General features: G+C 52.9%; 14 protein-coding genes. 8 read left to right on the top strand and 6 right to left on the bottom strand.

Annotated elements, in window-relative coordinates; translation table 11 throughout:
• Positions 1-145 precede the first annotated feature (145 nt).
• From IR195_RS13070 to cysN, 5 genes are all read left to right on the top strand, one after another.
• Positions 146-832: an NUDIX domain-containing protein gene (locus IR195_RS13070; RefSeq protein ID WP_125749344.1), complete on the top strand. Its 687-nt coding sequence runs from the start codon at positions 146-148 to the stop codon at positions 830-832.
• A gap of 2 nt (positions 833-834) precedes the next feature.
• Entirely contained in the window at positions 835-1,281 is a 447-nt protein-coding gene (locus tag IR195_RS13065; protein WP_009721899.1) for a DUF1249 domain-containing protein, read from the top strand.
• Complete coding sequence (locus tag IR195_RS13060; RefSeq protein ID WP_206047751.1) at positions 1,281-2,006, top strand: phosphodiesterase; 726 nt, start codon at positions 1,281-1,283, stop codon at positions 2,004-2,006. The genes IR195_RS13065 and IR195_RS13060 overlap by 1 nt, the downstream gene beginning before the upstream one ends.
• A gap of 178 nt (positions 2,007-2,184) precedes the next feature.
• Positions 2,185-3,144, top strand: coding sequence for a sulfate adenylyltransferase subunit CysD (gene cysD, locus IR195_RS13055; protein ID WP_125749338.1), 960 nt, complete (start codon positions 2,185-2,187; stop codon positions 3,142-3,144).
• 12 nt (positions 3,145-3,156) lie between these two features.
• Positions 3,157-4,596: a sulfate adenylyltransferase subunit CysN gene (gene cysN / locus IR195_RS13050; protein ID WP_206047750.1), complete on the top strand. Its 1,440-nt coding sequence runs from the start codon at positions 3,157-3,159 to the stop codon at positions 4,594-4,596.
• Positions 4,597-4,719: 123 nt separating this feature from the next.
• Here the strand turns inward: cysN and IR195_RS13045 are convergent, their stop codons facing one another.
• The 3 genes from IR195_RS13045 to IR195_RS13035 are packed head-to-tail and all read right to left on the bottom strand — an operon-like array spanning position 4,720 to position 7,026.
• Positions 4,720-5,562, bottom strand: coding sequence for an ABC transporter substrate-binding protein (locus tag IR195_RS13045; RefSeq protein ID WP_206047749.1), 843 nt, complete (start codon positions 5,560-5,562; stop codon positions 4,720-4,722).
• Positions 5,563-5,578: 16 nt separating this feature from the next.
• A complete protein-coding gene (locus tag IR195_RS13040; protein ID WP_186808815.1) occupies positions 5,579-6,325 on the bottom strand; it encodes an ATP-binding cassette domain-containing protein in 747 nt (248 codons plus the stop codon).
• On the bottom strand, positions 6,322-7,026 hold the full coding sequence (locus IR195_RS13035; protein WP_206047748.1) for an ABC transporter permease: 705 nt from the start codon (positions 7,024-7,026) through the stop codon (positions 6,322-6,324). The genes IR195_RS13040 and IR195_RS13035 overlap by 4 nt, the downstream gene beginning before the upstream one ends.
• Before the next feature lie 169 nt (positions 7,027-7,195).
• Here IR195_RS13035 and IR195_RS13030 point away from each other — a divergent pair, with 169 nt between their 5' ends.
• From IR195_RS13030 to IR195_RS13020, 3 genes are all read left to right on the top strand, one after another.
• Positions 7,196-8,077, top strand: coding sequence for a helix-turn-helix transcriptional regulator (locus IR195_RS13030; RefSeq protein ID WP_125749326.1), 882 nt, complete (start codon positions 7,196-7,198; stop codon positions 8,075-8,077).
• A gap of 162 nt (positions 8,078-8,239) precedes the next feature.
• Positions 8,240-9,358 (top strand): App1 family protein, encoded by a 1,119-nt coding sequence (locus IR195_RS13025; protein ID WP_206047747.1) that lies wholly within the window; start codon positions 8,240-8,242, stop codon positions 9,356-9,358.
• 95 nt (positions 9,359-9,453) lie between these two features.
• Positions 9,454-10,128 carry a zinc metallopeptidase gene (locus tag IR195_RS13020; protein ID WP_206047746.1) on the top strand — a complete coding sequence of 225 codons (675 nt, stop codon included), beginning with the start codon at positions 9,454-9,456 and terminating at the stop codon, positions 10,126-10,128.
• A 326-nt stretch (positions 10,129-10,454) separates the two neighbouring features.
• Here the strand turns inward: IR195_RS13020 and IR195_RS13015 are convergent, their stop codons facing one another.
• The 3 genes from IR195_RS13015 to cmoA form a co-directional block, all read right to left on the bottom strand.
• Entirely contained in the window at positions 10,455-10,703 is a 249-nt protein-coding gene (locus IR195_RS13015) for a GlsB/YeaQ/YmgE family stress response membrane protein (protein WP_125749317.1), read from the bottom strand.
• 165 nt (positions 10,704-10,868) lie between these two features.
• Positions 10,869-11,882, bottom strand: a complete 1,014-nt coding sequence (gene cmoB, locus IR195_RS13010; protein WP_146943260.1) for a tRNA 5-methoxyuridine(34)/uridine 5-oxyacetic acid(34) synthase CmoB — start codon at positions 11,880-11,882, stop codon at positions 10,869-10,871.
• A gap of 1 nt (position 11,883) precedes the next feature.
• On the bottom strand, positions 11,884-12,627 hold the full coding sequence (gene cmoA / locus IR195_RS13005) for a carboxy-S-adenosyl-L-methionine synthase CmoA (protein ID WP_083005974.1): 744 nt from the start codon (positions 12,625-12,627) through the stop codon (positions 11,884-11,886).
• Between the last annotated feature and the right edge of the window lie 50 nt (positions 12,628-12,677).

Below are 12,677 nucleotides of genomic sequence, written 5' to 3'. Positions count from 1 at the left end.
CAAGGCGCTTAGCACTCAGAGTGATAGGCGCGCTAACGTTAATAGCCGCGTTAAGGTTGATAGGTGCGTTAAGGTTGATAGGTGCATTGGCATTCCCAGTGGTAAGCATTGATAATAGAACGATTGTTAACACTGGGAGTGCTTCATGGCATCTAGCCCTAATCCATTAGTGCCCGATGCGTCAGCGCCGCCTCAGTTAGGCCGGGACGATGTCGAGCTTATTCAGCGAGAGACCCTTTATCAGGGGTTTTTTCGTTTGGAAGCCTTAGAGCTGCGTCATCGTCTGTTCGAGGGCGGCTGGAGCAGCACGATGCGGCGTGAGGTGCATAACCGCTTTGATGCTGTTGGCGTGCTGCTTTACGACCCGGTTCGTGACGCATTGGTACTGGTGGAACAGTTTCGTGCTGGCGCGATTGACGATCCGCTTTCCCCCTGGAAGTTAGAGTTAGTGGCAGGGCTGGCAGATAAAGATGAATCCCTAGAGGATGTTGCCCGCCGTGAGGCCATGGAAGAGTCAGGCTGCCAGGTTGGCGAACTGACAAAACTGCATACCTATTACCCAAGCCCTGGGGCGTGTAACGAACGCGTGACGCTATTTTGTGGTTTAGTCGATACCCAAGGGATGGGGGGAATTCATGGCCTGGATGATGAGCACGAGGATATCCGTGTTCATGTAGTGGCGTTTCCAACCGCATGGGAACTCTTGGAGCAGGGAAGACTCGATAACGCCATGTGCTTGATTGGGCTACATTGGTTAGCGAGCCAGCGCGCTTCGCTGCGTGCTGCTTCTCATCGAGCAGCGACAGTGCCAAGCGAATCTGAAAAGGAGTGAACATGGCTAGAACCGCCTATGTCACCGATTTAAAGTCCCTGCAGGGCGAGTGTAGCGCCAACTATATGCGCATGCTTCGCTTGGTAGGTGATATGGAAAGTGGCCAGCGGCGTGATATCGCGCTGCATGGCGATGACCAGCATTTCGGCGATTTACATCTTAAAATTCTGGAGCAAGCGCCCTATACCACGATGGTGGAAGTGACCCAGAGTGGGCCGCTGGATGCGGTAATTGAAGGCCCCAGAATGCGTGTCCATCTCTACCATGACGTACGTATGGCAGAGGTGACTGATTTTCAGCGTGAGCGTCACTTTAGTGGTCGCTATCGTTATCCGAATGCCAGGATGCACCAGCCGGATGAAAAGCTGCAGCTAAATCGCTTCCTAGGCGAGTGGCTGGCGCATGGCTTAGCCCATGGCCATGCCTATGATATGCCGGAGTTACCCTGATGCGACTGGTTCAGATAACTGATTCGCACCTGCATGCCGATAAGGCGGCTCGCTCTCGGGCGGGAGTCCCGTGGCAGCAGTTTGAGCGTGTGCTGGAGGCGGTGATCGCTGAGCGGCCTGACATTGTCGTAGTTAGCGGGGATGTCAGCCAGGATGAGACGGCCGCTTCTTATGCATTGGCGCGCCAAGCGCTGGCATCATTGCCATGTCCATGGTTCTGGATTCCTGGCAATCACGATCAGCTTGCCTTCATGCAAGCGGAGCATCCGCTGGTGGAGGATGTCGATCTGGATCAATGGCGATTATTGCTGTTGGATACCCATGTAGAAGGCCAGCCATATGGCGAATTGGGTGCTGAGCGCTTAAGTGCACTGGCTGAGCGCCTAGAAGAAGATGGCCGCCCAACCTTGATTGTGATGCACCACCCCCCCGTTGATGTAGGCGCTGTGTGGATGGACGCGATTGGTCTTAAAGATCGCGATGCGTTTTGGCAACTGTTAAACCGCCACCCTCAGGTTGAGATCATTCTGTTTGGTCATGCCCACCAAGCCTATGCCCAGTCAACGGATAGCAAGGTTGATGTGTATGGTTGTCCTGCCGTCGCTGATCAGTTCTTACCCGGCGCTGAGCAGTTTACGATTGATGAAGCGTCTCGCCCCGGCTATCGAGTCATTGACCTTCAGGGCAGTGATTGGCAGACCTGGATTGAGCGTGTCGCCGTATAGTCTGTGCCTGTGATGACACTGTTAGGCAATAAAGATATAAAAAGATAGTTATTAATTCTTTTGGGTTATTATTGACTCGGCGTTACCCTATCCTCAAATAACCGTCTTTCGGCGACGTTACCGTTAGACGGCAAATAGCGTTTGCACGTGCAAGCACCGTTTTATGAGGGAGTAGGTAATGAACCAGTTTTCTGCGCCGTCGGCGTCCCAGCGAGAGGTGTCTGCCACACCTGACGCGGCACGTTTGACCCATCTAAAGCAGCTAGAAGCTGAATCGATACATATTATCCGGGAAGTTGCTGCTGAGTTTAGTAACCCGGTCATGATGTACTCCATCGGTAAAGACTCCTCGGTAATGCTGCACTTGGCGCGCAAAGCCTTCTACCCGGGGACACCGCCATTCCCGTTGATGCATGTGGACACGACCTGGAAGTTTCGTGAAATGATCGAGTTTCGTAACCGCATGGCAGAAGAAGCGGGGATGGAGCTGATTGTGCATACCAATGAAGAGGGGCGGGCCGCCAATATCAACCCCTTCGACCACGGTAGTGCGAAATATACCGACATCATGAAAACCCAAGCGCTGAAGCAAGCACTGGATAAGCATGGCTTTGATGCGGCTTTCGGTGGCGCACGGCGTGATGAGGAAGCCTCGCGCGCTAAAGAGCGTGTCTACTCCTTCCGCGATAAATACCACCGCTGGGATCCAAAGAGTCAGCGCCCCGAACTTTGGAATGTGTATAACGCCAATGTTAACAAGGGCGAGTCAATTCGCGTCTTCCCACTTTCGAATTGGACCGAGCTGGATATCTGGCAGTACATCTATCTTGAGTCGATTCCGATTGTGCCGCTTTACTACGCCGCCAAGCGACCTGTGGTTGAGCGTGATGGCATGCAGGTTATGGTTGACGATGAGCGCTTGCCTTTGGCAGCAGGTGAAGTGCCTGAAGAGAAGTTTGTGCGCTTCAGAACGCTGGGCTGTTACCCACTGACCGGTGCGGTGGAGTCAACGGCGGCGACACTGCCCGAAATTATTCAAGAGATGCTATTGACCAAAACCAGTGAACGTAGTGGCCGTGCCATTGATCGTGACCAGGTCGGTTCGATGGAGAAGAAAAAGCGCGAAGGCTATTTTTAAGGAGTAGGTTCAATGGCTCATCAATCTAATTTAATTGCTGACAATATCGAGCAGTACCTTCACGAGCACGAAAACAAAGACCTGCTGCGCTTTATTACCTGCGGCAGTGTTGATGACGGCAAATCTACGCTGATCGGGCGATTGCTGCACGACTCTAAAATGATCTTTGAAGATCAACTGGCGGCAATTACCCAAGCGTCTAAAACCAGTGGCACTACCGGTGATACGGTTGATTTAGCGCTGTTGGTAGATGGCTTGCAGTCAGAGCGAGAGCAGGGCATTACCATTGATGTTGCCTACCGTTTTTTCTCCACCGAAAAGCGTAAGTTCATCATTGCAGATACCCCAGGGCATGAGCAGTACACGCGAAATATGGCCACGGGCGCTTCAACGGCCAGCTTGGCGATTATTTTGATTGACGCCCGTTATGGGGTGCAGACCCAAACTCGTCGCCATAGCTTTATTGCCGATTTGCTGGGTATTCAGCACTTGGTGATTGCGGTAAACAAAATGGATTTGGTGGCGTTCTCCGAGCAGCGCTTTAACGAGATTGTTGACGAATACCGCGCGTTTGCCACCAACCTTAATGCACCGGATATTCGCTTTGTGCCTATGTCGGCACTCAACGGCGACAACGTCGTCAACCCAAGTGATCAGACGCCTTGGTATTTCGGTGCGGATTATGAAGGTAAAACGCTGATTGAGCTGCTGGAAAGTGTCGAGATCAGTCGCGATCAAAATCTGACTGATTTACGTTTGCCGGTACAGTACGTTAACCGCCCGAATCTGGATTTTCGCGGTTATTGCGGTACATTGTCGGCAGGTATTCTACACCCAGGCCAGGCAGTAAAAGCGCTGCCATCGGGTAAAACGTCACGGGTTGAGCGAATTGTGACGTTTGATGGTGACTTAAGCGCCGCTTATCCAGGCCAAGCAGTAACAGTCACCTTGGAAGACGAAATTGATATTTCCCGCGGTGATTGGATTGTCAGTGCTGACGCCGACATACCGCTCTCTAATGCATTTATGGCGGATATTGTATGGATGCATGAAGATGCACTGGCACCGGGAAAACTGTATGACTTTAAGCTCGCCACCCGAGATCTATCGGGGCAGGTAAGCGCCATCGAGTACCAGGTAGACGTTAATACACTTGAACGACATGCCACCGACGCGCTGGGCTTAAATGCGATTGCTCGCTGTGAAGTAGAGCTAACCGCCGCGATTCCAGTAGATGACTATCGCACCAGTCCTGGTACTGGTAGCTTTATCATCATCGACAGATTGACCAACGTAACGGTTGGCGCTGGCATGATTCGCGGAACTGCCGATGCCCGTGAGCAGGTCAGTGGTGCTACTGATTGGGCAGCCTTTGAGCGTGATTTGAATGCGCTGGTGCGTAAGCATTTTCCGCACTGGGAAGCGAAGGATGTGCGCGACTTACTGCGTTAACAGGGTCTGTTAGCAAGTACTGTTAGTAGGTACTGATACCAAGTACTGGCAAGCAGGTACGTGAACGGAGCCAAAAAGCCGCCTTGGCCATTGACCAAGGCGGCTTTTACGTTTGGGGTAACGCTACTGGGTGTTAGACGAAGACTGCGCGTTAGGGAAAAACAGCTGTTGGCCGTTGACGTCAAAATCGGCAATCGCTTGCTGTCCTTCTTCAGACACCAGCCACTGGTGCCACTGAGCTGCTAAATCATGCTTCAAGTGCGGGTGCCGCTGTTCAGAAAGCAGCAGAGAGCCGTACTGATTAAACAGCGCATCGTCGCCTTCAAAGAGCAGTGTTAAGTCTTGTGGGTTTTCAAACGCTACCCAAGTGGCACGGTCAGTAAATGTGTAGGCGTTCATGCCTGCAGCGGTGTTTAGGGTTGGTCCCATCCCGCTACCTAACTCACGATACCACTCTCCTTGGGGAGTTACCTCGGCACTTTCCCATAAACGCAGTTCGGCACGGTTGGTTCCGCTATCATCGCCACGGGATGCAAAGGGCGATTCGCTTTCCGCAATACGTGCAAACGCTTCGGTGACGTTGGCACTACTGCTAATATCTGCAGGATCATCGCTGGGCCCGACAATTACAAAGTCGTTATACATTACGTCCAGGCGCTCGCTGGCGTAGCCATCGGCGACAAACTGCTCTTCGCCTGCCGTGTCATGTACCAGCAGACTATCGGCATCTCCGCGGCGGGCAATCTCAAACGCTTGCCCTGTTCCTACGGCGACGACGCGTACATCGATGCCTGTGGCGTCGGTGAAAGTAGGAATAATCGCGTCAAATAGCCCTGAGTTTTCAGTCGAAGTCGTTGACGCTAAGGTGATGAAGTCATCGTTAGCGAGCAGTGAGGCACTCCACGAGAGGCCTACTAAGCCTGAGGTTAATAAGCTAGCGGTAGCCAACGTTGTGGTTTGTTTCATAGGGTTGCTCCTGGGGTTACCAAACAAGTTCACCGCGAATAAAAGCTTTCGCTTGCGTGGAAGCTGGCGTGTTAAAAAAGTGTTGGGCCTGCGTGTGCTCTAGCACTTGGCCGCTATACATAAACACCACCTCATCAGCTAGGCGGCGTGCTTGATGCAGATCGTGGGTGGTCATAATGATGCGCGTGCCATTCTGATGAAACTCATTGACTGCATCTTCGACCGCCTTGATAGCAGCGGGATCTAAAGCAGATGTAGGCTCATCTAGGAACAGCACGGCAGGGTTAAGTAACCAGGCGCGAGCAAGCGCAAGGCGCTGCTGTTCGCCGCCTGAGAGCACTCGGGCAGGACGCTTGGCAAGCGCGACTAAGCCAAATTTTTCGAGTGCCTGCAGGGCCATATGCTTGCGCTGCCGACGTGGTGCTCCGCTAACCGCTAGGGCATAGGTCAAATTATCGATTGCCGAACGGCGCAGCAGCACCGGACGCTGAAACACCATGGCTTGGGCAGGCGGCGCTTCATGCCAACGAACGCGGCCACTACTTGGAGTGAGCAGGCCGTGGGCCAAACGCATTAACAGGCTCTTTCCTGCGCCGTTGGGCCCCATAATCAGTGTGCGCTGGCAGCCTGAGAGCGTCAGCGTGGTGGGGGCGAGTAAATGATGGCCGCGATGCTCAAAACTGACCTGCTCAAAATGTAGCGTAGGCACGGTCGTCATAAAAGACTGGGGGAAACTCGCTGGTGGAAAAATAGACGCGTTCATCCCAATCGCCTCTTGGCCGTTGCACTGACCATGTGAGCCAATGCATTAATCAGCGTCACAAGGCTAAGCAGCACTATGCCCAATCCCAACGCGAGAGGGAGGTTGCCTTTACTGGTTTCCAACACAATGCTGGTCGTCATTACGCGGGTGACGCCATCGATATTGCCACCGACAATCATCACCGCACCGACCTCAGCGCTAGCGCGGCCAAAGCCTGCGAGTATCACGGTTAATAGTCCGAAACGTGCGTCCCATAGTAGAGTAGGCATCATTCGTAGCTGTCCCAGACCAAGGGAGCGCAGCTGTTCGGCGTACTCGTTATGTAGTGTCTCTACTTGTTGGCGAGTAAGCGCGGCAATAATCGGAAAGACTAAAATGACTTGTGCAATCACCATGGCCGTTGGCGTAAACAGCAGCCCAAACTGACCTAGTGGGCCGGCGCGGGAAAGCAGCAGATAGACACATAACCCAGCGACCACTGGGGGAAGGCCCATGAGCGCATTGAGCAGCACAATCAACGCATTGCGGCCAGGGAAACGCCAAAGAGCAAGGGCTGCGCCTAGTGGTAATGCCAGTACACAAGCAAGCAGTACGGCCAGCAGCGACACCTGCAGTGACAGCGTCACGATAGCGATGAGTCCCTGATCCATGCCTAGAATCAGTGCAAACGCCGTGTTAAAGGGGGTCTCAGTTGGGAACATTGCCGCTCGCACCCCCATTTTTATAATTCAGCATCGTTTTAACAACTGACATCGTGTGTATTTAAACACCCCGGGTGCATTAACTAGCATCATGTACGCAAACTTGATGTAATGCACTGTAGTCTGAAATATATGCAGCTATATGCAGTAAATGGCGAGGTGTATGCACATGTTAAGGGAATTCCTCACCACGGCAGAAGTGGCCGACTATCTGCGCTTAAAAGAGCGGAAGGTGTATGACTTGGTGCGCCAGGGGCAGATACCTTGCAGTCGTGCTACCGGAAAATTGCTCTTTCCTCGTCAGCATATCGATATGTGGGTGCTTAGCCATTTAGAAGGTGACCAAGCGTTGCGTTCACCGCTGCCGTTGATATTGGCAGGTAGCCAAGACCCACTATTGGAGTGGGCGGTTCGCGAAAGCGGTAGTGATTTGGCTTCACTGTGCCACGGTAGTGGTGATGGCCTGCGCCGCTTGATGGAAGGAAAAGCGATGCTAGCGGGGATTCACTTACTCAACTTTGAATCCGGGCGCTATAACGAGCCAGCGGCACTAGGGCTGGGCGGTGTGCGAGACTTAATCGTGCTGCATTGGGCGAAGCGCCAGCAAGGGTTGCTCGTGGCGCCGGGAAATCCGCTGGATATTCAAACGCTCAGTGATATTTCTCGCCAGGAGGTGACGCTTGCCCACCGCCAGCCTGATGCCGGTGCGGCTCAATTACTGCGTTGCCTGCTCCAGGGGGCAGCGATTGAACCGAGCACGCTCAATTGGGCAGCTAACGTTTCGTTGAGCGAAGATGATTTAGCCCTTTCCATTGCTCAAGGTGAAGCGGACGTTGGGCTTGGGGTCGAAGCTGCAGCCCATCGCCAACAGCTACACTTTATACCGCTAATTGAAGAGTCATTTGACTTGGTAATGCACCGCCGAAGCTACTTTGAGCCAGCGGTTCAGGCGCTGATCTCATTTGCTCGCCAGGAGCGTTTTATCCAGCGGGCGGGGGCGTTGCAAGGCTATAACGTGAGTGACCTGGGAAAAGTGTTGTATAACGCTTAGCAATAAGGCTTTGGCGGTTGAGGGACATCCGCCATTACGCCACACTGGTGACCGGTTAGCCATTTAATAGAGCCATCACAGGAAGTGAACAATGTTGAGAATAGCGCAAAATATAGCGGTTACCGATGACGTGGCTGAGTGTTTTTCGTGTGGGTGCCAATAATGGCGTGGTACCACCAGTGGGCAAGCTTTGCCAAAAGGCTTGCCCATGTTATTGCAAAGCCTATGAAGCGCGACAGCGGTCATGGGGGGGTAATGGTGCATCCCTACCGTGGTTATGGCTCTCATCAAGAGGTGTTTGTGATGGGGCGCGTATTTCGTCAGGCCGCATTAGGTCGGGCGATACCTCGGCGAGGTATGTTGCGGGACACTGCAGATGTTGCCCGGCGTATCTTTCGACGCGGCCTCGCGAATGCCAAAGTAGATATACGCATTGGTGATAATCAGCTGTGTTTAACGACTGACCGTGACGGTTACTTTGACGCTCACTTGCCGATCAGTACTGCGTTACCGGTTGATGTTTCCTGGCATCGTGCCGATATCATGGTTCATGCTGACGGCCACCCGCCAATCCGCACCAGCGTTGAAGTTTACGTACCGCCTCCCGAAGCAGACCTGTTGGTGATCAGTGATATTGACGACACCGTGATGTTCACCGGCGTCGCTGAAAAACTTAAAATGTTGTACCGCTTGTTTGTCCGCAAACCGCATCGGCGCACGGCTTTTCCAGGGGTGGCATCGCTTTATCAGGCGTTGTATCGAGGGGAAACCGAAAAAGCTGAACGGCCTATTTTGTATGTTTCCAGAGGGCCCTGGGCGATCTATGAAATGTTGGAAACCTTCTTTCAGCTTAACCGTATTCCTGTTGGGCCTATTCTATTTCTACGCGAATGGGGAATTTCTCTGCGCCGCCCGTGGCCTCGGCGGGCTGAAGCGCATAAGCGTGATTTGATCGACCGCATGTTAGCGCTCTATCACGATATGCCGTGTATTTTGATTGGTGACAGCGGCCAGCACGATCCAGAGGTTTATACCGAGGTGGTGAAGGCATATCCGACACGAATCAAAGCGGTCTATATTCGTCGGGTTGATAAAGACCCACAACGGGAAGAGGCCATTCAGCGTTTACGAGATGAGCTGGCTCATACCGACTGTGAATTAGTACTCGCCGCTGACAGTATTTTGATCGCCGAACATGCTTACTCAAAAGGTGATATTTCTGTCAGAGGTTTGCAAGCTGTACAACGGGATGTAGACGCGCACCATAATGCTCCTAGCTAGTTGCAGTTGAGTGCGCCTATTTAGTGCTCATGGTAAAACTAAACACGGGTTTGCGGGTCGTTAACTTAGGTTCTTAATCAGCGGTGAGTGTGATCATGGTCATTGTGTTAATCATATTGGCGCTGGCCATTTTTGTTCTGCCTAACCTATGGGCAAAGTGGGTGTTAAAACGCCACACTCGTGGACGGGATGACTATCCGGGGACTGGCGCAGAGCTTGCCGAGCACCTACTACGCCGTTTGGGGGTTGAAGGCGTGAGAGTTGAGCGTAGCGAATTTGGTGATCATTACGACCCGGAGTCGCGCTGCGTGCGCCTTACCCCAGACTGCTATGATGGTCGCTCGCTGACGGCGGTGACCGTTGCTGCCCACGAGGTTGGTCACGCTATTCAACACCATGAAGGCTACGCGCCCCTGCTAGCCCGCAGCCGTTTGGTTCAACTAGCGCAAAAGGCAGAAAAACTGGGGGCTATTTTAATGATGGCCGCACCGTTTCTGTTTGTGCTCACAAGGCTGCCCGGTGGGCTGGCAGCGGTTATCGCCATGGCCGTCATTAGTTTTGGTACCGCCGCGCTGGTGCACCTAGTGACGCTGCCCGTTGAGTTCGATGCCAGCTTTAACCGTGCACTGCCACTGCTTAAAGAGTACGTGCCGCCCTATGACATGCCCGGCGCTCGCCATGTGCTTACCGCCTGCGCATTCACCTACGTAGCTGCTTCCTTGGCCAGCGTGATGAACCTTGGCCGTTGGCTGGTAATTTTGCGGCGTTGAGATTAGCGAGCGCTGGCCAAGTGCTGTTGAATAACAAAAAAACCAGCCCATCGGCTAATGCCAGCTACCGCACTGTCATTCCCGAGTGGGGTTATCGGGAATCCATCTTGATCTTGACCTGCAGCAGCCCAGAATCCCATGTCAACATGGATTCCCGCTAAGGGCCTGCGGGAATGACGAGGACGTCTCGAAGGGCTGGGGGGAGTCATCGTCAGGCGCTTGTTAAACAAAAAAAACAGCCCATCGACTAATGCCAGTCAGGCTTAACTGACTGGCATTACGCTCTATTGAGCGGCTTTTTTTGTCGTATGGGCAATGTGAGATGCTTACTTCTTGATCATCCGATAGCCGAACAACAATACCAATGCGCCTACGATAGCGGTCACAAAACTACCAAAGCTAAAGTCGCCCATGGTGCCAAGACCAACGAATGAACCAATCCAGCCGCCAACGAATGCGCCGGCAACACCAAGAAGAATAGTAATGATAAGACCACCTGGATCCTTACCAGGCATAATCATTTTTGCAATAACACCGGCGATAAGACCGAATAGAATCCACGCTAAAAAACCCATCTTTACTCCTTGATAAATATTCTATTGGTGAGCTTGTGCCTATATGAGCGATGACATTATGGGCTATCTTATAACGATCTAAGTAATTAAGAACTGTTACTAAAAAGCGTGTCATTAACAGCACGATCATTACACGCTTGTTTGACAAGCGTATGACACAGCCCATCAACATTCGTTTCGATTGGCGATAATTACCGCACGGCGTGGTGCAGGATAGCCTTCAATGGTGCGAGTTGGATCGCTGGGATCGAGAAAATCCGCTAGCGATTGATAGGTCATCCACTCGGTTGAGCGCTGCTCGTCAAGCGTTGTTAGCGCTTCGTCGACCACTCGCACATTGGTAAAACCGCACCGTTCTAGCCAGTGACATAGCGCTTTTGAAGAGGGCAGGAAGTAAACATTAGGCATCGCGGCGTAGCGTTCGCCGGGTACAAACACGGTTTGCTCATCGCCTTCCACCACTAGCGTTTCTAGTACCAGTTCACCGCCAGGGGCTAACGCCTCTTTTAGTTGCTGCAAATGCTCAAGTGGCGAAGGGCGGTGGTAGAGCACGCCCATGGAAAATACCGTATCGAAAAAACCCAGCTTTTCCGGCACATCTTCAATGCCTACCGGTAGAAACTGCGTGCGACCGCCGTCGGCATTGCCAACGAAGTGGCGCACCGCCTGAAACTGCCAATAAAAACGTGGTGAAGGATCAATCACAAGCACAAAGGCTGCGCCTTCTCCAGCCATGCGCCAAGCGTGGTAGCCGCTGCCACCGCCAACATCCAATACTTTACGGTACTTTAGCGGCGCAAGATGCGGGGCGACTCTTTGCCATTTCCAGTCGGAGCGCCATTCGGTATCGATATTAATGCCACCCAACCGAAAGGGGCCTTTGCGCCAGGGCGATAGTTTGCGCAGCAGGTTAAAACACTGACGCTTTTGGCTATCGCTCAAAGCGACCTCAACGCTCACTGTATCGCTGGTAAGATCGACGTGGCGCTCCTCGGGCAGAGCAGGCAGTTTGGCAACTGCCTTTTCCCAAGCGGACAGGTCGCCATGGCGCTGGCGATCTAATCCCCTGGCCAGCTGTTCGGGCAGCTTGGCAAGCCAGGGTGTCAGTGTGGCATCCTGACTAGCTTGATCTAAAAATGCCTGATAAAGCGCGCGATGATCATCGGGTAACAGCGGCACCTTAATCCTCCTTGAAGGCGATCAGCGAGGTAAAGTTCAAGTACTGGAACCAAGTCATTGAGCGAGGAAAGCCTGCTAGGGCTAAGCGGCCATGTAAGGCATCAAGCGTGTCGGGTATCAGCACGTTTTCCAGCGCAGTGCGCTTTTGGCTGATTTCCATATCGCTATAGCCATTGGCGCGCTTGAAGTCATGATAGCGCTCAACCCGCCACGCGTTGTCCCGTTCATCGGCATCGATGGTTTTCTCCGATAAAATCAGTACGCCGCCCGGTTCAAGGGCATCATAAAGCCGCTTTAGCAGCGCATCGCGATCGGCAGGGGGAAGAAACTGCAGTGTAAAGTTGAGAATGATCATGCCGGAAGGTGCATACTCCAGCGTGCGTATGTCGGCCTCCTCGATCTGCATGGCATGGTCTGGGCACTCTTCCAAAAAGGTTTGCTTGGCCCTAGCCACCATGGCGGGTGAAAGATCCACACCGGTATAGCGGAAGGCATCAGCAGGAAGGGCGCCCGCCAGTGCCAGGCCGGATGCGCCCAGCGAGCAACCTAGGTCGTAAACGTGAGCGCCATGGCGCAAATGGCGTTGGGCAATTAAGCTCAACATGCCGAGGATTTGCCCGTAACCGGGCACCGAGCGGCGAATCATATCAGGGAAACAGGCAACGACCTGTTCGTCGAAAGAGAACCTTGCCACCTTATCTAAGGGTGTTGAAAAGATAGCGTCGCGGTAAGATGCATCACTCATGGGCAAGCCAGGATTATTAATGAGGCTGGGTAGTTTACGCGCCCTTGATA

It is taken from the genome of Vreelandella venusta, assembly GCF_015689495.1.
Taxonomy (GTDB): domain Bacteria; phylum Pseudomonadota; class Gammaproteobacteria; order Pseudomonadales; family Halomonadaceae; genus Vreelandella; species Vreelandella venusta.
This window is presented reverse-complemented; position numbering and strand designations above follow the sequence as displayed.

What these genes read in the sequence shown, in the direction of transcription:
- IR195_RS13065 (WP_009721899.1), top strand. Translation starts at nt 835, where the DNA reads ATGGCTAGAACCGCCTATGTCACCGATTTAAAGTCCCTGCAGGGCGAG.
- cmoA (WP_083005974.1), bottom strand. Translation starts at nt 12,627, where the DNA reads ATGAGTGATGCATCTTACCGCGACGCTATCTTTTCAACACCCTTAGAT.
- IR195_RS13025 (WP_206047747.1), top strand. Translation starts at nt 8,240, where the DNA reads ATGGCGTGGTACCACCAGTGGGCAAGCTTTGCCAAAAGGCTTGCCCAT.
- IR195_RS13040 (WP_186808815.1), bottom strand. Translation starts at nt 6,325, where the DNA reads ATGAACGCGTCTATTTTTCCACCAGCGAGTTTCCCCCAGTCTTTTATG.
- IR195_RS13020 (WP_206047746.1), top strand. Translation starts at nt 9,454, where the DNA reads ATGGTCATTGTGTTAATCATATTGGCGCTGGCCATTTTTGTTCTGCCT.
- IR195_RS13035 (WP_206047748.1), bottom strand. Translation starts at nt 7,026, where the DNA reads ATGTTCCCAACTGAGACCCCCTTTAACACGGCGTTTGCACTGATTCTA.
- cysD (WP_125749338.1), top strand. Translation starts at nt 2,185, where the DNA reads ATGAACCAGTTTTCTGCGCCGTCGGCGTCCCAGCGAGAGGTGTCTGCC.
- IR195_RS13030 (WP_125749326.1), top strand. Translation starts at nt 7,196, where the DNA reads ATGTTAAGGGAATTCCTCACCACGGCAGAAGTGGCCGACTATCTGCGC.
- cysN (WP_206047750.1), top strand. Translation starts at nt 3,157, where the DNA reads ATGGCTCATCAATCTAATTTAATTGCTGACAATATCGAGCAGTACCTT.
- IR195_RS13015 (WP_125749317.1), bottom strand. Translation starts at nt 10,703, where the DNA reads ATGGGTTTTTTAGCGTGGATTCTATTCGGTCTTATCGCCGGTGTTATT.
- IR195_RS13060 (WP_206047751.1), top strand. Translation starts at nt 1,281, where the DNA reads ATGCGACTGGTTCAGATAACTGATTCGCACCTGCATGCCGATAAGGCG.
- IR195_RS13045 (WP_206047749.1), bottom strand. Translation starts at nt 5,562, where the DNA reads ATGAAACAAACCACAACGTTGGCTACCGCTAGCTTATTAACCTCAGGC.
- IR195_RS13070 (WP_125749344.1), top strand. Translation starts at nt 146, where the DNA reads ATGGCATCTAGCCCTAATCCATTAGTGCCCGATGCGTCAGCGCCGCCT.